This is a genomic window from Allocoprococcus similis (assembly GCF_054660775.1).
The window spans coordinates 149,928-168,792 of sequence record NZ_BAAHSG010000016.1 but is presented as its reverse complement, the minus strand read 5'-3'; the positions used below and the strand labels follow the sequence as shown (position 1 = coordinate 168,792).

Below are 18,865 nucleotides of genomic sequence, written 5' to 3'. Positions count from 1 at the left end.
TTATTCTTCTACAGTGTACCGTTTTTAACCAGATTTATCAACTCTTTTTACTTTTTTTTCACAAATTCGTGTAGAAATCTTCTTATAAGCTCTTACAAAGACAGCTGAAAGCAGCGCCATCCAGATTGCTCCGAGCGCAATCCCCAGTCCGATATACCACCGCAGAACACCATCACTCGTATGATAGATCTGCACAAAGGTATAAACAGAAATTCCTGCCCAGTAACAGGCATCCTCCAGATTGATCAGCCACAATCTGTGAGCAACCAGTCTGCGCAAAACCCTGATCCACAGATAGACTGCCACGATCAGGACACCGGTCAGGATTGCATAGCAGAAAACCCTGATCTCCGTTCCGATACCAGACATTTTTCTCCTCCTACCGAAACAGTTTTGACAACAGATTTTCTCCGGCTTTTGCTCCCGAATGGATATCCGAATAAGAAATATTGTCAATATTGCCTGCCAGGTCGACCTCCCCTTTTTCAAGATTCAGCCGGTTTACATGCATGTCCGTACCTTTTACCATCAGCATTCCCTGCTCTGTCTCAAGCAGAATCTCATTTAAATCAAAAGAAAGAACGTCCAGCACTCCCGTTACTGTACCTGTCTTCCGGTTATTGATAACCAGCCTGTGATTCTGAGGTTTTACCAGCTGTCTCTCTTCCATACAAATCCCAACCTTTCCTATACTGTCTTTCTAGTTATTGTATGAATAACATCCGGTAAATATGCCTCGGATCCGCTGTCGGAATGATCTCAAACCACATCTTTTCTGATGTTCCGGAGCATTAAAGATAACGGAATAAATCTGCCGCCTCTTCTTTTTTAGTCGTATCTCGCAGATCCAGAACCTCTGCCTTTACAGTCTTGGTTCCAAACTGGATCTCAATGATATCACCTTTTTTTACTTTCGTGGAAGCCTTCGCCACCGCCCCGTTGATCAGGACTCTTCCTGCATCACAGGCTTCATTTGCAACGGTGCGCCGTTTGATCAGGCGGGACACCTTTAAAAATTTATCAAGTCTCATTTTGATTTTCCCTTCCCGTAATACGAATAAAGCGCAGCCCTTTTCAGACTGCGCCATTTTTCAAAAATGTTTTACAAATTATGCATTAACAGCATCTTTTAAAGCTTTTCCTGCTTTGAATTTCGGAGCCTTGCAAGCTTCGATCTTCATAGTTTTTCCAGTCTGTGGATTTCTTCCTTCTCTTGCAGCTCTTTCGCTTACTTCGAAAGTTCCGAATCCTACTAACTGAACTTTTTCACCTTTTTTCATTTCTTCTGTAACAACATCAACAAATGCTTTTAATGCTTTTTCTGCATCTTTCTTTGAAATATCTGCCTGTTCTGCAACTGCAGCTACTAATTCTGTCTTGTTCATGACCTACGTCCTCCTGTAAAATATACTCCCGGAACACCCCGGCATTTTGTCTTTTTGCTAGGTTTATTCTGCGTATCCATGCGGTCTGACACGCCCCTTACCCTACATATGTTATATAGGTTTTTACCTTCTTTGTCAAGTCTAAACCCTTAAAATCTAAGAAAACTGAACGCTATATCTGAAACGCAAACAGATTCCGCAAAAACCGCTTTTTTTCTTCTGTCTGTGCGACAGAAAGTGAAAGTTTTTCGACATTTTTTGCAGGGATCCATGCCTTTCCTGAGTGGTAATAAGAATTGGTGATCTTCCAGAATTTTTCCGGATAAGCAAGACGGATTGCAAGGTAATCCCGTTCTTTTTTTCCAAGCTTATTCACCGAATCATACGCTCTCATCATCCGATATCCAAGCCGTTCATCATAATGATGCTTTTCCATACATTTGCGCAGGAAATAATACAGATCTTCCATCTGAACATCCCGGTGTGCATGTTCAAATCCCGTCACCGCCATGCCCTCCTGACAGACCAGAAGATTATGATAATTATAGTCTCCGTGGACCATATGATTTTCTGCCTCCGCTTCTTTAAAAACACTGTCCAGATCCATATTTTCCAGTATTTCCAGCACTCTGTCTGCCCAGAAATACATCTGGTCATATCCCTTTAAAAATGCAATCTCAAACGGGCTTTTCACACTTCTTCTGCAGACAAATTCCCGAACCTTTCTGAGTTCTCTGTTATGCCTTGCATACTCCTTGATCACCGGATTTTCTTCTCTTCCTGCAGATCCGTTTTCTTCCCCGGCCAGACGCATGCGCAGATGGATCCGGGCAAGATTTTCCGCACCGGCGATCAACTCATTTTCACGTCTGACATCACACTCACGTCCCTGAAACCATTTCTTTAAGATATAGCCTGTTCCGTCCTCGGCTTTACTGACATAAACATCCTCTTTATTAAGCAGAGGCGTATCCACGCACTCAAATCCATCCGCATTTAACTGCTCATATATTTTTGCAAGCGCGCAGATCCGACTCTCCTCCATGCGCGTCTCCTTCAAGAGGAGCAGCCCCTTATCTGTATCGCATAAAATAGCACCCCTTACTTTGTGGGTGCCGAATACTTCCATCTGATATTGTGTCAATACACTGATTCCATAATCTTTCATGGCTTCCCCCTGCCGCTTTGTTTTACCGGTCTTTCTAATGTATGCAGGGGGAGACTTAAGTCATGCATGATTTTTGATTATTCCAGCTCTTTTATTCTGGCAAGTAAATATTCCCGTGTATTTTTCTCCGGTTCCTCGATCACTTCCTGTAAAAGTGTCTGGAGTGTCTGACCAATTTTCGGTCCTTTTTCAATACCTGCCGCGATCAGATCCTGACCGTTTACCTTCAGTTCTTTTAAAGAAACACATTGCTTTTTCTTCAGAATCTCCTGGTAGCACTTCTCGATACCAGCCAGGTTTTCCAGCTTCTTATCACGCTGATAATCACTCTGCGCCAACGTATCAGCCATCCGTACCTTCATGTAATACGGGAACAGTTCCTCACTGATCCGGTTCATTGCACGGCGTACATGCTTCATCGTTGCAGGCATCCGGTCATCATGATACAGCACCAGCTTTGACACCTTACGCAGCGTATCATTATCGAATTTCAAACGATGCATGATCGACCTTGTGAGTTCTTCACTGACGTATGCATGCCCTTTAAAATGTGCCGTTCCGTCCGGATCGACCGTCTTTCGTGCCGGTTTCCCCGTATCGTGAAACAGCATTGTAAGACGCAGCACTTTATCTGCCGGAATGTTCATCAGCGCATGGATCGTATGCTCACCTACATTATAACAGTGATGCAAAGTTTCCTGTGTTGTTTCCATCATTGCATCGAATTCCGGGAGGATCACCTTTGTGATTCCAAGCTCATATGCATCCCGGATCTTTTCCGGATGATCGGAAACCAGAAGCTTTACAAGCTCTGTCTGGATACGTTCTGCACTGATATAGGAAAGATTTGGTGCAAGTTTTCTGATCGCCTGTCTGGTCTCTTCCTCGATCTCAAATCCAAGCTGTGCCGAAAAACGGATCGCCCTCAAAATCCGCAGGGCATCCTCCGAAAAACGTGCCTCAGCATTTCCCACACAGCGGATCACACCTTTTTTCAGATCCTCCATCCCATGAAACAGATCCACCAGTCCGTCCTGTTCATTGTACGCCATCGCATTGATCGTAAAATCCCTGCGCAGCAGATCCTCTGACAGGCTTCTGGTAAACTGCACTTTACTCGGATGCCGGTTGTCTTCGTATTTCCCGTCAATCCGGTATGTCGTCACTTCAAATCCTTCTCCATTTAAAAGCACCGTAATCGTTCCATGCTCGATTCCGGTGTCAAAAGTTCTGGCAAATAATGACTTTGTCTCTTCCGGTGCTGCCGATGTTGTGATATCCCAGTCACCCGGCACACGTCCGAGAAAAGAATCCCGGACGCAGCCGCCGACTGCATATGCCTCAAAGCCATGTTTTTGTAATGTAGTTATAATTCGATTCACCTTTTCAGGTAACTGAATTTTCATATACATTCGCTCCTAGTATGCTTTTCCAAAATAAACAACGTGTTTAGCCTGTTTGCCACAGAAAATACAGGTATCTCCATCTTTTACCTGATCCTCTTTGCAGATACAGCGAGTGGTTGCTCCACCTGTTGCTGCCTTGATCTCATCTTCACATTCTGCGCTTCCACACCATTTTGCTTTGATGAATCCACGTTTGGTGTTGAATTTTTCATTCATTTCATCCATGGTTTCAGCAAAATCAATGTGGCTGTCAAGGAATGCTTTTGCGCGGTCATACATATCCTTCTGGATTGTTTCAAGGATCTCGCCAAGTTTTGTCTCGATCTCATCTAAAGAAACAACGATCTTTTCTCTTGTATCACGACGCACAACAACAACCTGGTTCTGTTCGATATCTTTTGGTCCGATCTCGATACGTGTCGGGATACCAAGCATTTCCTGTTCGCTGAATTTCCATCCCGGGCTCTTCTCAGAATCATCAATCTTCACGCTGTAGCCAGCTTTTTTCAGCTTATCGGTCAGTTCATTTGCTTTTTCAAGAACGCCTTCCTTATGCTGTGCGATCGGAATGACTCTTGTCTGAACCGGTGCGATTCTCGGTGGAAGAACAAGTCCGCTGTCATCACCGTGAACCATGATCAGAGCTCCGATGATACGTGTAGAAAGTCCCCATGAAGTCTCATATACACTGTGAAGTTCATTGTTCTTATCCAGATATTTGATATCAAATGCATCCGGGAACGCATTTCCAAAGAAATGGCTGGTTGCAGACTGAAGTGCTTTTCCGTCATGCATCAGCGCTTCTACGGTGTAAGTATCCTGTGCACCGGCGAACTTCTCACTCTCTGTCTTCGGTCCTGATACGAACGGGATTGCAAGGGAATCACGAATCAGTTCCTGATAGACACGAAGCATGGTCAGTGTTCTCTGTTCTGCTTCTTCATAAGTTGCATGGATGGTGTGTCCTTCCTGCCATAAGAATTCTCTGGAACGGAGGAATGGTCTGGTTGTCTTCTCCCAGCGAAGTACAGAGCACCACTGATTCCATACCTTCGGAAGGTCACGGTAAGACTGTACGGTTCTTGCCCACAGGTCGCAGAACAGTGTCTCAGATGTCGGACGGATGCACATTGGTTCCTGAAGAGTTTCAAGACCACCCTTTGTTACCCATGCTACTTCCGGTGCGAATCCTTCAATATGATCGCTTTCCTTCTGAAGAAGGTTCTCCGGAATCAGCATTGGCAGGTATACATTTTCAACACCTGTCTCTTTAAATCTCTTATCGAGGTCTGCCTGGATCTTCTCCCAGATTGCATATCCGTTCGGAAGATAGTTCAGACATCCTTTTACACTTGAATAATCACAAAGCTTTGCTTCTCTTACAACGTCGGTATACCACTGTGCGAAATCTTCATCACGAGAGGTAATCGCCTGTACAAATTTCTTTTCCTTAGCCATTGATAAGTTCTCCTTCTCTTCATTTTTGATTTTATAAATAAGGTTATCATAACAGGGGAACACAAAAACCGCCGAATCTTCATGCCCCTGACAAGGGACCGAAAATTCGGCGGTACCACCCTAATTAATCGTATTACGATTCACTTCATTACCCGTTAACGCCAGGCATACGCCACACTTTTCATGCGGAACTCCAAGGTCGGTTCTATAATTTCCATGCAGCTTCCTCCCACCAGCCGGAAGCCTCTCTGTGCCACTTTCATCATATACTAGTCCTCTTCATCGTCAAATCTCTTCGATTTACTATAGAGTTTAATTGAGATTTTCGGATTTGTCAACCCAATTGACAAGCCCTTTCCGTTATGTTTTAATCAAAGAAACAAAATTTTCGCATATGGGGAGGAATTATTTTGCAAACACCTGAAATTCTATATGAAGACGACCAGATTCTGGTCTGCCACAAACCTGCCGGTGTTCCCGTGCAGACAAAAAAGATCGGTACACAGGACATGGAGAGCATTCTGAAAAATTATCTGTTCATCCATTCTTCACATCATGCCGAACATAAGCCACCTTATCTTGCCGTGATCCACAGACTGGATCAACCGGTTTCCGGCATCCTGGTTTTTGCCCGCACACCTGCGGCTGCGAAAAATCTGAACCAGCAGTTACAGAACGATCGATTTGAAAAATACTACCAGGCTGTAGTATGTGGATCCCTTCCGGACTCCGGCACTCTGACTGATTATCTGGTAAAGGACGGCCGCACCAACACCTCCCGCATCTGCAGTAAAAATACACCCGGTGCCAAAAAAGCTGTCCTTTCGTATGAAATACTGGAAACTTCCGAAGTAACTGGCTTATCCGTTGTTCAGATCCATCTCGGAACCGGACGCCATCACCAGATCCGTGTCCAGATGGCAGGTGCAGGCGCACCACTCTGGGGTGACAACAAATATAACCCGGAATTTGTAAATAAAAGAGGATATTTCCCGATTGCACTGCGGGCTTTCCGGCTTTCTTTCTGCCATCCGACCACCGGAAAACGCATGGAATTTGAAGTCCCATGTAACTGGGAACAGTTGGAAACAAAAGCAGATTAGAATGGAGAATACAAAAAAATGAACTTATTAGAAGAATTCAAAAAAAATCCCGGATTCGTCTACCGAATCGGGACTGATTACTATTATATAGGAAAATGGATCTGCAAGCCATGCACAGACGAAGCCGTTACAGACTGCCATGCCATGTATGAAATGTGCATCCAGGCAAAAGAACAGGCAAACACAGCCCTTTATTTTCAGAAGCTGCGTGCCTACAGTGAATTTGCCCTGGACATTCCATACAATCCGGCGAAAATCCTTCAGGACCAGACCGCTCTTGTCGAAGCACTTTCCGATGCTGATATCCAGTCTCTTACCGACCAGCTTCGACATTTTCACGATCAAGCAGCTTAATCACATCCAGAAGTGTAGGATACACATACCGGCATAATCCTCTCTCTTCTTCATCCGGCTGTGCAAGATCCGGGATCATCACCGGGATCATGCCCGCAGCCGAAGCCGAGCGGATTCCTGCCGGTGCATCTTCAAGCGCAATACTATGTATCGGCTCGGCTCCGATCGCCTCGCACGCTTTGAGGTAAATTTCCGGATCCGGCTTTGCATGTTTCACCGAATCACCAAAAACCCCGCCATCAAAATATTTCCACAACCCCACTTTCTCAAGAGATGCCTTTGCATGGATCTCTCTGGATGACGTCGCAAGTCCGACCTTGTATCCGTGTTCCTTCGCATAGATAAGCAGCTCTCCTGCCCCTTCTTTTACGCCTATCCCTTCTTCGTCACAGATACCGTAATACTTCTCCCGCGTCAGTTCATTGAACTTGTCCATCGGAAAATCTTCGCCATATACACTTTTAAAATACTGCTCTCTGCGGACCACATTAAATCCAAGCGTATGATAAATATGCTCCCCGATCCGTCCGTATCCGAGCTTCTCTCCTGCATAATTCCAGGATCTCTGCACAACACGTTCCGAATCAAGGAGCAGTCCGTCCATATCAAATACCAGTGCTTCTACCTTCATCAGAATTCAATTCCCTTTCCGAGGGCATCTTTTAAATACGTGGTCACGTCTTCCAGTTTTTCCAGAATCTCATCACGTTCTTCCCACTCTTCACCGGTCATATCTTTGCTGACCAGTGCCTGCTTGACATCTTTTAATTTTTTGATCAAATCTTCTGTCATAATAAATCCCCCTTTTCTTATCAATTACTGTTTTTCTATAAATTTATTTTACCGATATTGTCAGCAAATTACAACAGTTCATCCGAAAATGTAAACAAATCTTAACATTCACCGCTATAAAAAACTCTTAGCTAACTTCCATTTTTCTACTTCCATTATATAACAAATGTGCTATAATAATTCAGTATGTAAAAAAGTGTTATATTCATAAGGGGATTAAGAAATTGGATGACAACAAATTAGAAGCAAAACTGCTGAAGATTAAAGCGCTTGCCGAACGGGGAGAAGGTGGCGAGAAAGAGGCCGCCATCAAAATGTATCATAAGCTTCTGAAGAAGTATGATATTGATGAAAAAGCATTACAAAAAGACAAGCTCAGCAAGCACTGGTTTACATATGAGACAGATATCGAGGAAAATCTTCTGGTCCAGATTTTTTACATGGTGACCGGAGATCCCGAATATTTCCGCCGGACAAGCCGTACACGCGGAACCCAGTGCGGATGCATATGTACCGATTTTGAGAAAACTGAAATTCGTTTTTATTTTGAATTTTACAAAGATGCACTCAATCAGGAACTGGAAGCCTTTTTGATGGCTTTCAAATTAAAAAATCATCTGTTTCCGGATGAAAGTGCAAGATGCTTTGTTCCTGAGGAAGAGGAAGAGATATCAGAAATGCTGTTAAAAGCGCAGAAATTTGCAGAAGATATTGATAAGTCCAACCCGGTCCGCCGGATCGCATCTGCCGATCTTTCTGCTGATCCGGATGCACTGGAATCATAGGTATATACGCCGTTCTTTTGCGATACGCATTACAGCCAAAAAGAAGATATTCTTAAAACAGGAGGGTATGACTCATATTGAATCATACCCTCCTGTTTTGATTTCTCGAGCTGTATCTGTGATAAAACTTATCCTCTGTACAATCAATCTATAGCCTGCAGATACCGCCCTTAATAACTCTTTTCCATCTGTCTGACCGCTTATGCAAGATCCCGAAGCCTTGCGATTTCTTCTTTATGTCCCGCATCATCCAGTGGCGTTTCCAGATAAAACGGCAGATCTTTTAACTTCGGGTGACGCATGACATTTAAAAGTGCCTCCATCCCGATCTCTCCGCCGCCGATCACCGCATGCCGGTCTTTTCTTGAACCAAATGGCATCATACTGTCATTTAAATGAATCGCTCTCAAAAGCTCAAGTCCAAGTACTTTGTCAAACTCTTCCAGCACCCCGTCCAGATCATTTACAATATCATATCCTGCTGCAAACACATGACAGGTATCCAGACAGATTCCGATCCGCTCCGGATGGGATACCCCATCGCGGATTGCTTTCAGCTCTTCAAATCTCCAGCCAATCTCTGTCCCTTTTCCGCTCATTGTCTCAAGCAGAACCGTAATATTCTCTTTCCCGGTAATCGCCTGGTCAAGCCCCGCAATGATATTCTGAATCCCTGCTTCTGCGCCAATTCCGGTATGGCTTCCCGGATGAAACACCAGATTCTCGATCCCCAGTCTGTCCATCCGCGCCACATCCTCCCGAATCACCGTACAGGCAAATTCATACACCTCCGGCTTCGCACTCGCCAGATTCATCGTATAAGGTGCATGCGCCAGAATCGCTCCAAAACCGGCCTCTCTTCTGATCCTCTGAAACTCCTCCGCTTCCTTCACTGTCGGATCCTTATAATTCGATCCCCGCGGATTCCTGCTGAAAATCTGCATCGTATCCGCATGCATCTTCACCACGTTCTCTGCAGTCTTCACAATCCCTTTCGCAATCGACATATGTGTTCCTATTACCATATTTATTAGATCGCTCTCGTATACTTCTTCAGCCATTCTTTCTCTTCATCATTCAGATAAGGAGATACCTTGTCATATACAGTTGCATGATAAGTATTCAGACGTTCCTTATCTTCTGCATTCATGATATCCGGATTGATCGCATCCAGGTCAAACGGCACATAAGTAATCGGTTCAAAATACAGGAATTCTCCATACTCATTCTTCTCGCCTTCACAAACAAGCAGTTCATTTTCCAGACGCACACCGTGAGATCCTTCGATGTAGATTCCCGGTTCATCTGTAATGACCATACCTGGCTGAAATGCATCAGACTCACCTGCTCTGTAAGTATAACGGAAGCCTGCCGGTCCCTCGTGGATGTTCAGAAGATATCCAACCCCATGTCCTGTTCCGTGATTGAAGTCCAGTCCTCTGTCCCAGAACGGCTTTCTTGCCAGATAATCAAAGTTCATTCCGCAGCAACCCTTCTTGAAGATCGGACTTGCAAGGTTCAGGTTACTGATCGCAACCAGTGTAAAATGATCTTTCATGATCTGTGAAACTTCTCCAAATGCATACGTTCTGGTGATATCAGTAGATCCTTCGTAGAATCCTGCTCCTGTATCCGTCATCAGGAAAGTTCCCTCATGAAGCTCTACATTGGTCTCCGGTGAAGAAGAATAATGTACGATCGCACTGTGCTCTCCGAACGCGGAGATCGGTCCGAAGCTTGGACGGATAAATCCACCCATCTCGGCACGGAACTCGTCCAGTTTGTCAGAAGCACTCATCTCTGTGATCGTCTCTTTGCCAACATTTTCTTTCAGCCATTTCATAAATCTGACATGAGCTACGCTGTCCTTGATCTCAGCGATACGGATATTTTCAACCTCTGTCGGATTCTTTACACATTTGAATAAGATCGCCGGATTTCTCTCTTCCACTTTCTTCACATTCTCCGGAATGTTCTTGTAAAGTGCAAAGTTCAGTCTTCCCGGATCTACCATCAGGACTTCTTCTGCTGCAACCTTCTTGATGTCCTCATAAATATCATTGTATGGGTGCAGAATAACCCCGTCTGCTGCAAGATGTGCTTTGATCTCATCGCTTAATTTTTTCTCATTTACAAAAAGATCCACCTTGTCCATTCTGATCACTGCATAGGTCAGAACCAACGGAAAATATTCCACGTCATTCCCACGAATGTTCAGTGTCCAGCAGATGTCATCCAGTGTGGTAAGAACGTGTGCTGTCGCACCTGCTTCTTTCATTGCTGCACGTGTTCGTGCAAGCTTGCTCTCCACAGTCTCTCCTGTGTATTTCTGTTCCAGTTCAAATACCGGCTCTTCTGAAAGAATCGGACGGTCTTCCCATACTTCATCGATCAGATCATATGCATAAACGACCTTTCCGTTCTTCTCAGATGCGATCTTCTCGTATTCTTCTCCTTCTGTTACAGAAACAACACGTCCATCAAATCCAACATTTTCGCCTTCTGCCAGAGCTGTTTCCAAATATTCCCCAATCTTCGGAACGCCCGGCTGTCCCATCTTCATCAGTTCTACTGTTGTTCCCTCCAGCTGCTTTGCCGCCTGGATAAAGTATCTTCCGTCTGTCCACAGACGTGCTTCTGTCTTTGAAACCACTGCTGTTCCTGCAGATCCCGTAAATCCGGTAATATACTCTCTTGCTTTAAAATGCTCCCCCACATATTCGCTCTGATGAAAATCTGCAGTTGGAATAATATAAATATCTATTCCCTTTTCCTGCATTTTTTCACGCAATTTTTCAAGTCTTTCCGGTATTGTAGACATTTTAAAAAACCTCCTTTATTGTTTTCATTCTCTGACCATTATAACCCGTAAACTTTTGAAAAGCAACCTAAGAAAAGGAGCTGACTTCGGCAAAACCAACATGCCTGTTCCAGCTCCTTTTTACTGCCTGCATTTTCTGTCACAGACAGCTTTCATCACCTTTCGCAAACTTTCACGGACACTAGCTTACTAGAAAAATTTGTTCTGTCTATGGGAAAATGGTGTTTTTTCTGTGAAATTAAAGCTGATGCATCGCCGCATGCTCCTTTTCCAGCTCTTTAAAAAGTTCCGGCACAGTCCACTGACTGTTTGTATCTGTCAGAACCGCTTTATAATCAATGCCTTTCATACCTTTCTTTCGCATCATAAATAAAATCTGATCCAGATGGCTGCCTGTCACTCCGGCAAATACCATCATCTCATCTGCCAGCTCTTCACCCTCATAAATCCCGTCTGTCTCTGACGCTTCTTTCATTCCGGCAAGTACACCAACCGGCTGAAAATACTCTTCTTTTTTTATCAACCGCACCCGGATCCTGAGTGACATACAGATCATCTGCAGCTCCTGTGCACGCTTCTTATCTTTTATATTAAATAATAATACTGTTTCTCTCATGAATTTCCTCGATTACTCCGCTTTTCTCAAACGGTTCTTTTTATGTTTATTCCACTCCCCGATTACCTCACTGACAGTTGATACCGTAACGAATGCACTCTGATCTGTCTCATGGATAAATGCAAGAAGCTTTGCATATTCACTCTTTTCCAGAATTGTAACCACTTCTGTCTGTTCCTGATTATCCAGTCCTCCGGCTGCCGGATATAGAGTCGCCCCTCTGTGCAGCTCATGTACAACAAACTGCTGGATCTCCGGATATTTCTTTGACAGGATACACACCCTCTTACGGATACTGAAACCGTCAACAAAATTATCCAGAACAATCCCATAAAGATAGGTTCCCAGAAGGCTCACTACCAGTGTCTTTCTGTCGTAGACAAGGATAGACGTCGCAGCGGTCACAAATCCTGCGATCGTAAGACTCTTTCCGATTTCAAAATGCAAATATTTATTTAAAACCTTTGCAACAACATCAAGCCCACCAGAAGATGCATTGACATTAAACAAAATCGCCTGTCCGATGCTGATCACCAGAATATGGCACAGCATATTGATAAACATATCATCCGTGAGTGGCGGAACATCTGGTGTCACTGTTTCAAAAATACGCAGATAAACCGGGAGCATTAAAGAGGTAATGACCGTCTTACCCCCGAATTCTTTTCCGACAAACACAATTCCTATGATCAGAAGTGCTACATTTAAAATCATAGTCATCGTCGAAGCCTTCAGCGGAATAAAGTTTGCCAGAACCATGACAAGTCCCGAAATACTTCCCACAACAAAGGAATTCGGCATCATCAGATAATACACTGATGCCGATACAATAAACATTCCTACCGTGATCGTTGCATACTCTTTCAATATGTTTTTTGCTTTGTTCTTCTCTTTCAATTTTCTTTCCTCTCTTTCATACCGGTGCCTCTTATTTCCCCAAATATGCGGCACACTATATTTCCCAACATTGCACGTTCATCATAACATACTTCTCCACAAACTTCTACGCTATGTTTCTCATTAAAAACATGAAATCTTCTTTCCATTTATAGTAGTTTCAATTATAATAAAGGAAGAGTGAATTTTTTAACAATTTAGAGAAGAGAGGGTTAATTATGAATGCTGATGGAAACGTAATCAAAATCAAACATGACGTACTGTTCGAAATAGCAAAGCTTGCTTTTGCAGGTGAACTTGAAGAACAGCGTGATCACCTCCCGCTGAAGCTTATTCCGGGACCGACACCGCAGTTCCGCTGCTGTATCTACAAAGAGCGTGAGATCATCCGCCAGAGAATCCGCCTCGCAGAAGGCAAAGCTCCGGGACCGGAAGATGATGGCAATATCATCCAGGTTATTTCTTCTGCCTGCGAAGACTGTCCGATCTCCAGCTACACAGTAACAGAGAACTGTCAGAACTGTCTTGGAAAGGCATGTATCAATGCCTGTAAGTTTGGGGCAATTGAACCGGGACATTACCGTTCCCACATTGACGCATCCAAGTGTAAAGAATGTGGTCAGTGCGCCAAAGCCTGTCCGTACAATGCCATTGCACATTTAAAACGTCCGTGTAAATTCAGTTGTCCGGTTGATGCGATCACTTACGACGAGCATGGCATTTCCGTAATCGACAAAAACAAATGTATCCGCTGCGGTAAATGTATCCACAGCTGTCCATTTGGTGCAATTGCTTCCAAAACATTTATTGTTCCGGTAATCAATGCTTTAAGAGAAGGCAAACACATCTACGCAATGGCTGCTCCTGCCACAGAAGGTCAGTTTGGTGCTGACATTACCATGGAAAGCTGGCGCAAAGCAATGAAAGAGCTCGGATTCGTAGATTTCTACGATGTAGGACTCGGTGGAGATATGACTGCTGCTTACGAAGCTGAAGAATGGGCTGAAGCTTACAAAGAAGGACAGAAAAAAGTAACCTCCTGCTGCCCTGCATTTGTAAATATGGTTCGCCTGCATTACCCACAGCTTGCTGACAATATCTCAACAACTGTTTCTCCGATGTGTGCAATTTCCCGTATGATCAAAGCACAGGATCCGGAAGCGATCACTGTATTTATCGGACCTTGCCTTGCTAAGAAATCCGAAGTTGTCGATCAGCAGATTGAAGGAAATGCAGATTATGTTCTTACATACAGCGAGATCCGTGCGATCATGAAAGCAAAAGATGTTGAGCTCGAGGCCTGTCCGAATGACAACCAGACCGCTTCTACCTTCGGAAAACGCTTTGCAAATTCCGGCGGTGTAACAGCAGCTGTTCTGGAAAGTCTGAAAGAATCTGACAACTGCATCGATGCGAAAGTCTGTCGTGCAAATGGTTCTCAGGAATGTAAGAAAGCCCTCCTTCTCATGAAGGTTGGACGTCTTCCGGAAGACTTCATCGAAGGTATGGCATGTGACGGCGGATGTGTCGGCGGTCCAAGTTCATTCAATGACCAGATGGCTTCCAAGAAGAACCGTGATGCCTTGATTTCTCAGGCTGATGACCGTGGAATTCTTGATAACCTGAAGAATTATGATATGGATAAGTTCTCTATGCATAGAGACTAAAATTAAAAGGGCGTGTGAAAAATGAGAAATCATTTTTCACACGCCCTTTTTAACAAAAAATTCTTATTCAAATGCATCAAAAATCGTGCAGGCATTTTCAAATGATGAATAACCGGAAAGATTAATTGTGCAAACATACTAATCGCTTGCATATTAAGGCAAAAATAAGGGAGTTTTGCTCTATCATTGAAATAAGTTATAAAGTAAAACTCCCCTTATTTTAATTATACACACCACGCATCTATTTATTATCCCTTATACCACGGCAGCCTATCCCGCAGCATCATCTTTTCCATCCGCTCCAGATTCTTATCCGAATGCTCAATCTCCCGCGAATACCGGTACACCAGCTCCACAATCTCTTCCTGCGCAAGCGTCCCTTCATTCTCAATCCACCGTGCTTTCCACAGCTCATAAATATGGTAGGTACTTATCACCGCCATCTGCACCTTCGCATAAATCCTTCCATCATAAACCGCACCGCAGAAATAAGTGAAAATAAAATATACCAGAAGCTGCTCTGCCTGGATCTGGATATCACTCTCTTCCTTCACCCACTTCTTAAAGTCAGACGAGATTCCTTTATACGCATCTGCTCCCTGCGCATACAGAAGTTCTTCGCTCTCCATCAAAAGCATATCCCAGTCCTCGCGCAGAAGTTCCAATTCATAAAGTTCCCGGAACATCTTATGCGCCATCTCCCATCTTTCCTGCACAGACAGCTTTTCCTCTTTCCAAAGTTTCCGTACAAACTTTCGGGCACTCTTTGTCTGATAACGGTCAATGACTTCCTCGCAGGAAAATAACTGTTCCCGGTTAAATCTGACCTGCAGGTCATGTGCCATCCCAAGGACCAGACCGGCTCTTACTTTTAAGGAATGCTCCCGGTCCTGCAGGATTGCAAGCATTGCATCTCTCGCATCTACAAGCATAGAATACAGAAACGGATCAAATTCCTCGTATTCCTCTTCTCCTTCTTTTTCATAAGTAAGAAAACGTACCGGCTTCTTCTTCTCCATCAGGATCCTTGCCACCTCCGGACAGGATACAGACAGGGTAATCTCCCGGACATCCTCAAACTCCTCGACATGTCTTGGGTACAGACGACAGGTTTTACACAGACTTTTCTCTCCGAGATTCGCATACATCTCACACAGATTGCAGTCATTTAAAAATGCACATCGCTTTTCTTTATCCTGCCTGAAAATACCACGGATCCAATCTATAGACTTCAACATTGTAAAACGGAATTTCCCTTTTACATGCTTATATTTGTTCAATGATTTTTTGTCAATAACGATCTGCCATCCCGCACAGCAGGTATCCTCGCATTTGTCTGCGATGCAGGTGAACTCTTTATAATAATCCGGAATTGTATATTGCATTTATTTTTCTACCCCTACCTTCTTACAGATATCCGCCAGACAGCATCTGTCGCAGTGCGGCTTCGTCCTTGCCGTACAGACTTCTCTTCCGTGGTACACCAGTCTGTGACAGAAGTCACTTCCTTCCTCCGGCGGAACCAGCTTCCAGAGTTCCATCTCTACTTTCTTCGGATCCTTAATCCCGTCTACCAGTCCAATGCGATTTACCAGACGAATACAATGCGTATCTGTAACGATCGCAGGCTCTCCAAATACATCTCCCATGATCAGGTTCGCGCTCTTTCTCCCAACACCGGGCAGCTTTAAGATCGCATTAAAATCCTTCGGAATCTTACCGCCATATTCATCCCGGAGCATCTTCATACAGGCACTGATATCCCGTGCCTTACTTTTCCCAAGCCCGCAAGGACGGACGATTTCCTCAATATCATTGACATCTGCTTCTGCAAGAGCCTCTACTGTCGGATATTTTGCAAATAAGCCTTCTACAACTACATTTACCCGTGCATCGGTACACTGCGCCGCAAGACGCACACTGACCAGAAGCTTCCATGCCTGATCATAATCCAGGGTACAGTCTGCATCCGGATATTCCTTTCTCAAGCGTTCTATTACTTCCAGTGTTCTCTGTTTCTTTGTCATCTTTTTTATCCTTCTTTATCTCATATTTTGTATGGTAAGATAATTCATCTGCTTCATAAGTTTAAAATCTTCTTTGTTGAATGTAAGAAGATTCATAAGCTTTTCTTTATTTACAATTTCTTTTTCCGAAATCACTGCTTTAAAGGTCACCGGAAGCATCGTATAATTGGAGAGACCGGACACCAGTGCCAGCTGCTGTCCCGGATTCACCAGATTATTTACACAGGAGATCATGATGTGTTCTGATTTCAGCGCCTGGTTATGAAGCATATAGGTTCCGATAAATCCTTCCTTTTCATACTCACCAGCATAAAGTCCTCCACATTCCCCCGGTTCTTTGACCTCACTTACGTCATTAAACAAATGCACTTTATATTTGTTATTCTTTCCTTCCACCGCCTGCTGTTCAATCACACTTTTGACAATTACTTTTCCAATCCCGTCATAGCTGTACATATACAATTTTTCAATCGTCTCCGCATAAGTATATTCTTCCTCTTCCTCGGCAATCTCATCTCCGATAATCGCAAGAGGTGACACCTTAAAAATCTTAGACAATTCAAGAAATGTCGAAATGTCCAATGAAATATCCCCTTTTTCGTATTTAGAAACTGTCGACACACTCTTATGCAGTCTTACGGCAAGTTCTTTCAGTGTCATATTATATGCCATTCGGTATTTTCTAATATTACGCCCTACCTTCTCATCTGCATTCATACCAATTTCCTTTCCTTTAAATCAATTTTTTTATGACATGTGCATAAATTTTAATACATTTCCCCAATTTTCTAACATGCACCATGCTTTTTCTCTTCTTTCAATAATAACACGTCTGATTTTTTCGTGTCAATAAAACGCACCCCTTTTGTCTTTTCTGATTTACCCGGATAAAATCTTTTCCTTCTGCTCTTACTATATTATTTATCGTCCTTATTTTCGCTACACTCGTATCCACTTATGCCTCTAATGGGTATGATAACCGTATTCAGTGCCATCATACTAATCATTCAGTTATATGTATAATCAACTGGCATAAAAAGAAAAACTCTTATGAATTTTGAAAAAGAAGACTGCGAAAGTCTGATCCAGGATATTATAAGTCTGGTATTCATAAACATTGTGGAAGATGCACCAGTCAAATGATTTACAATTAGAGATAGGATAACGTAATGTTTTTGTTAATTTTCACGTTATTCTCTCTTTTTCTGTTCATTTTTTGTTTATTATGCATAGTTTCTATCCATTTCACATACAAATTCGATGACATTCCAGAACATTTATGATATAATTTAGAAAATCTAATTACTTATTTGTTAAGATACTGGGGCAAAAGGTCAGAAAGCCGATGCAGCTTGCTTGCAAGAGGATTTTTGACCTCTTGACCCGACAAAAACATGAGTAAGTAGCCATTTTTCAAAGAAAAATGAGTGGATTACGAATGTTTTTGAGGATTGCGAGAGTGCAAAGCACGTAGCAATCTGGTATCAAAGGGGGCAAAATACCTTTTGACCCCAACATCTTGTTAACGTACAATATGAGGGGGATCTTACATGAAAAAAATATCACGTCATGAACTGATGCAATACGGAACGGCTGTCATTTCGTTCCTGATTGTAATGACGTTCACACTTCTGATTTTTTTCTGGTTTGTACAACAGAGCGTTGATAAGAGTGTACAGAACGTTATTCAAAAAAACACACTGCAGCAAAAGGATCACCTGGAACTGGTTCTGGAAAAAGAATATGAATTCCTGGAGAGTCCTGCTGCATACTTCGGAACAACTTCCGATCTGTTCAGCAACGATAATCTTCAGCTTCTTGCTGAACTGGCTTCTTCCAGCTCCTATCATCGGCTTATGCTTTTTTCTACAGACGGTATCGGGCACTCCAGCGATGGGAAAAAAATCGATGCAAATTCACGGGACTATTTTCAAAAGACATTGGAAGGCAGACGCGTCCTTAGTTCTCCTCTGTCAAGCAGAATAGACAACGAAACCCTTGTTGTCCTCACAGTTCCTGTTTATGACAAAGATCAGAATATTATCGGTGTCCTTGGAGGCTCCATCGATGTCACGGAACTGACTACCATGCTCTTTGAGGATCTTTATTCCGATTCCGGCTACTCATTTATCACAGACTCGGACGGCAACATCATTTCCATTGAATCTACGCACAACGAAATCCGGGAGAACTTTTTTACTTCTTCCTCTGACTGGGTATTTCAGACCTCGGAAGATGGTGCTACCCTTCAGGAAGATTTTAAGCAAGGACACGCAAACTGCCGCAAGATTACAGCAGATTTATCACCCGTATGTCAAGCCCACGACAAAAAAATTTATAACTTTTTTTGAAGTTTTTCGGGCAGCCTCATAGCTGCCCATAGCTG

General features: G+C 43.4%; 21 protein-coding genes and 1 other annotated feature. Of the genes, 5 read left to right on the top strand and 16 right to left on the bottom strand.

Annotated elements, in window-relative coordinates; translation table 11 throughout:
- Window positions 1–24: 24 nt before the first annotated feature.
- From yabQ to proS, 7 genes are all read right to left on the bottom strand, one after another.
- Window positions 25–369, bottom strand: a complete 345-nt coding sequence (gene yabQ / locus ACYQ5K_RS08525; RefSeq protein ID WP_173687960.1) for a spore cortex biosynthesis protein YabQ — start codon at window positions 367–369, stop codon at window positions 25–27.
- A gap of 10 nt (window positions 370–379) precedes the next feature.
- On the bottom strand, window positions 380–670 hold the full coding sequence (gene yabP / locus ACYQ5K_RS08520) for a sporulation protein YabP (RefSeq protein WP_008370015.1): 291 nt from the start codon (window positions 668–670) through the stop codon (window positions 380–382).
- A gap of 121 nt (window positions 671–791) precedes the next feature.
- Window positions 792–1,031 (bottom strand): RNA-binding S4 domain-containing protein, encoded by a 240-nt coding sequence (locus tag ACYQ5K_RS08515; RefSeq protein WP_022220222.1) that lies wholly within the window; start codon window positions 1,029–1,031, stop codon window positions 792–794.
- Window positions 1,032–1,109: 78 nt separating this feature from the next.
- Window positions 1,110–1,385 carry an HU family DNA-binding protein gene (locus ACYQ5K_RS08510; protein WP_117557536.1) on the bottom strand — a complete coding sequence of 92 codons (276 nt, stop codon included), beginning with the start codon at window positions 1,383–1,385 and terminating at the stop codon, window positions 1,110–1,112.
- Between the two features lie 172 nt (window positions 1,386–1,557).
- Complete coding sequence (locus ACYQ5K_RS08505; protein WP_173687961.1) at window positions 1,558–2,553, bottom strand: CotS family spore coat protein; 996 nt, start codon at window positions 2,551–2,553, stop codon at window positions 1,558–1,560.
- Between the two features lie 77 nt (window positions 2,554–2,630).
- On the bottom strand, window positions 2,631–3,959 hold the full coding sequence (locus tag ACYQ5K_RS08500; protein WP_173687962.1) for a CCA tRNA nucleotidyltransferase: 1,329 nt from the start codon (window positions 3,957–3,959) through the stop codon (window positions 2,631–2,633).
- A 12-nt stretch (window positions 3,960–3,971) separates the two neighbouring features.
- Window positions 3,972–5,417: a proline--tRNA ligase gene (gene proS / locus ACYQ5K_RS08495; protein ID WP_173687963.1), complete on the bottom strand. Its 1,446-nt coding sequence runs from the start codon at window positions 5,415–5,417 to the stop codon at window positions 3,972–3,974.
- A gap of 90 nt (window positions 5,418–5,507) precedes the next feature.
- Window positions 5,508–5,709: a binding site (T-box leader), on the bottom strand.
- Between the two features lie 118 nt (window positions 5,710–5,827).
- On the opposite strand from proS, the gene ACYQ5K_RS08490 reads away from it, so the two are divergent.
- Window positions 5,828–6,520, top strand: coding sequence for an RluA family pseudouridine synthase (locus ACYQ5K_RS08490; protein WP_179963100.1), 693 nt, complete (start codon window positions 5,828–5,830; stop codon window positions 6,518–6,520).
- Between the two features lie 18 nt (window positions 6,521–6,538).
- Entirely contained in the window at window positions 6,539–6,874 is a 336-nt protein-coding gene (locus tag ACYQ5K_RS08485) for a hypothetical protein (RefSeq protein ID WP_173687964.1), read from the top strand.
- Here ACYQ5K_RS08485 and ACYQ5K_RS08480 read toward each other — a convergent pair.
- The gene (locus ACYQ5K_RS08480) at window positions 6,834–7,505 is read right to left on the bottom strand and encodes an HAD family hydrolase (protein ID WP_173687965.1); all 672 of its coding nucleotides are present in this window, start codon (window positions 7,503–7,505) and stop codon (window positions 6,834–6,836) included. The two genes, ACYQ5K_RS08485 and ACYQ5K_RS08480, sit on opposite strands and share 41 nt — an antisense overlap.
- Window positions 7,505–7,666 carry a hypothetical protein gene (locus ACYQ5K_RS08475; protein WP_173687966.1) on the bottom strand — a complete coding sequence of 54 codons (162 nt, stop codon included), beginning with the start codon at window positions 7,664–7,666 and terminating at the stop codon, window positions 7,505–7,507. Before ACYQ5K_RS08475 ends, ACYQ5K_RS08480 begins: the two co-directional genes overlap by 1 nt.
- Window positions 7,667–7,890: 224 nt before the next feature.
- On the opposite strand from ACYQ5K_RS08475, the gene ACYQ5K_RS08470 reads away from it, so the two are divergent.
- Window positions 7,891–8,451 (top strand): hypothetical protein, encoded by a 561-nt coding sequence (locus ACYQ5K_RS08470; protein WP_022220216.1) that lies wholly within the window; start codon window positions 7,891–7,893, stop codon window positions 8,449–8,451.
- Window positions 8,452–8,651: 200 nt separating this feature from the next.
- Here ACYQ5K_RS08470 and ACYQ5K_RS08465 read toward each other — a convergent pair whose 3' ends face one another.
- The 4 genes from ACYQ5K_RS08465 to ACYQ5K_RS08450 form a co-directional block, all read right to left on the bottom strand.
- Window positions 8,652–9,512 carry a deoxyribonuclease IV gene (locus ACYQ5K_RS08465; protein WP_173687967.1) on the bottom strand — a complete coding sequence of 287 codons (861 nt, stop codon included), beginning with the start codon at window positions 9,510–9,512 and terminating at the stop codon, window positions 8,652–8,654.
- Window positions 9,482–11,272: an aminopeptidase P family N-terminal domain-containing protein gene (locus tag ACYQ5K_RS08460; RefSeq protein ID WP_173687968.1), complete on the bottom strand. Its 1,791-nt coding sequence runs from the start codon at window positions 11,270–11,272 to the stop codon at window positions 9,482–9,484. The genes ACYQ5K_RS08465 and ACYQ5K_RS08460 overlap by 31 nt, the downstream gene beginning before the upstream one ends.
- Window positions 11,273–11,510: 238 nt before the next feature.
- A complete protein-coding gene (locus tag ACYQ5K_RS08455; protein ID WP_173687969.1) occupies window positions 11,511–11,888 on the bottom strand; it encodes a DUF3783 domain-containing protein in 378 nt (125 codons plus the stop codon).
- Window positions 11,889–11,900: 12 nt separating this feature from the next.
- Window positions 11,901–12,785: a YitT family protein gene (locus tag ACYQ5K_RS08450; RefSeq protein WP_173687970.1), complete on the bottom strand. Its 885-nt coding sequence runs from the start codon at window positions 12,783–12,785 to the stop codon at window positions 11,901–11,903.
- Window positions 12,786–13,003: 218 nt separating this feature from the next.
- Here ACYQ5K_RS08450 and ACYQ5K_RS08445 point away from each other — a divergent pair, with 218 nt between their 5' ends.
- On the top strand, window positions 13,004–14,452 hold the full coding sequence (locus ACYQ5K_RS08445; protein WP_118217412.1) for a 4Fe-4S dicluster domain-containing protein: 1,449 nt from the start codon (window positions 13,004–13,006) through the stop codon (window positions 14,450–14,452).
- Window positions 14,453–14,700: 248 nt separating this feature from the next.
- On the opposite strand, the gene fliB is transcribed toward ACYQ5K_RS08445, so the two are convergent.
- Genes fliB through ACYQ5K_RS08430 form a run of 3 tightly spaced genes read right to left on the bottom strand, consistent with a single transcriptional unit; the run spans window position 14,701 to window position 17,196 of the window.
- Window positions 14,701–15,837, bottom strand: a complete 1,137-nt coding sequence (gene fliB, locus ACYQ5K_RS08440) for a flagellin lysine-N-methylase (RefSeq protein ID WP_173687971.1) — start codon at window positions 15,835–15,837, stop codon at window positions 14,701–14,703.
- Window positions 15,838–16,479 (bottom strand): endonuclease III domain-containing protein, encoded by a 642-nt coding sequence (locus tag ACYQ5K_RS08435; RefSeq protein ID WP_117557555.1) that lies wholly within the window; start codon window positions 16,477–16,479, stop codon window positions 15,838–15,840.
- A gap of 15 nt (window positions 16,480–16,494) precedes the next feature.
- Complete coding sequence (locus ACYQ5K_RS08430; protein ID WP_055297659.1) at window positions 16,495–17,196, bottom strand: helix-turn-helix domain-containing protein; 702 nt, start codon at window positions 17,194–17,196, stop codon at window positions 16,495–16,497.
- Window positions 17,197–18,029: 833 nt separating this feature from the next.
- On the opposite strand from ACYQ5K_RS08430, the gene ACYQ5K_RS08425 reads away from it, so the two are divergent.
- A complete protein-coding gene (locus tag ACYQ5K_RS08425; RefSeq protein WP_459777458.1) occupies window positions 18,030–18,830 on the top strand; it encodes a cache domain-containing protein in 801 nt (266 codons plus the stop codon).
- Window positions 18,831–18,865: the final 35 nt, after the last annotated feature.

What these genes read in the sequence shown, in the direction of transcription:
- yabQ (WP_173687960.1), bottom strand. Translation starts at nt 369, where the DNA reads ATGTCTGGTATCGGAACGGAGATCAGGGTTTTCTGCTATGCAATCCTG.
- yabP (WP_008370015.1), bottom strand. Translation starts at nt 670, where the DNA reads ATGGAAGAGAGACAGCTGGTAAAACCTCAGAATCACAGGCTGGTTATC.
- ACYQ5K_RS08515 (WP_022220222.1), bottom strand. Translation starts at nt 1,031, where the DNA reads ATGAGACTTGATAAATTTTTAAAGGTGTCCCGCCTGATCAAACGGCGC.
- ACYQ5K_RS08510 (WP_117557536.1), bottom strand. Translation starts at nt 1,385, where the DNA reads ATGAACAAGACAGAATTAGTAGCTGCAGTTGCAGAACAGGCAGATATT.
- ACYQ5K_RS08505 (WP_173687961.1), bottom strand. Translation starts at nt 2,553, where the DNA reads ATGAAAGATTATGGAATCAGTGTATTGACACAATATCAGATGGAAGTA.
- ACYQ5K_RS08500 (WP_173687962.1), bottom strand. Translation starts at nt 3,959, where the DNA reads ATGAAAATTCAGTTACCTGAAAAGGTGAATCGAATTATAACTACATTA.
- proS (WP_173687963.1), bottom strand. Translation starts at nt 5,417, where the DNA reads ATGGCTAAGGAAAAGAAATTTGTACAGGCGATTACCTCTCGTGATGAA.
- ACYQ5K_RS08485 (WP_173687964.1), top strand. Translation starts at nt 6,539, where the DNA reads ATGAACTTATTAGAAGAATTCAAAAAAAATCCCGGATTCGTCTACCGA.
- ACYQ5K_RS08480 (WP_173687965.1), bottom strand. Translation starts at nt 7,505, where the DNA reads ATGAAGGTAGAAGCACTGGTATTTGATATGGACGGACTGCTCCTTGAT.
- ACYQ5K_RS08475 (WP_173687966.1), bottom strand. Translation starts at nt 7,666, where the DNA reads ATGACAGAAGATTTGATCAAAAAATTAAAAGATGTCAAGCAGGCACTG.
- ACYQ5K_RS08465 (WP_173687967.1), bottom strand. Translation starts at nt 9,512, where the DNA reads ATGGCTGAAGAAGTATACGAGAGCGATCTAATAAATATGGTAATAGGA.
- ACYQ5K_RS08460 (WP_173687968.1), bottom strand. Translation starts at nt 11,272, where the DNA reads ATGTCTACAATACCGGAAAGACTTGAAAAATTGCGTGAAAAAATGCAG.
- ACYQ5K_RS08455 (WP_173687969.1), bottom strand. Translation starts at nt 11,888, where the DNA reads ATGAGAGAAACAGTATTATTATTTAATATAAAAGATAAGAAGCGTGCA.
- ACYQ5K_RS08445 (WP_118217412.1), top strand. Translation starts at nt 13,004, where the DNA reads ATGAATGCTGATGGAAACGTAATCAAAATCAAACATGACGTACTGTTC.
- fliB (WP_173687971.1), bottom strand. Translation starts at nt 15,837, where the DNA reads ATGCAATATACAATTCCGGATTATTATAAAGAGTTCACCTGCATCGCA.
- ACYQ5K_RS08435 (WP_117557555.1), bottom strand. Translation starts at nt 16,479, where the DNA reads ATGACAAAGAAACAGAGAACACTGGAAGTAATAGAACGCTTGAGAAAG.
- ACYQ5K_RS08430 (WP_055297659.1), bottom strand. Translation starts at nt 17,196, where the DNA reads ATGAATGCAGATGAGAAGGTAGGGCGTAATATTAGAAAATACCGAATG.
- ACYQ5K_RS08425 (WP_459777458.1), top strand. Translation starts at nt 18,030, where the DNA reads ATGAAAAAAATATCACGTCATGAACTGATGCAATACGGAACGGCTGTC.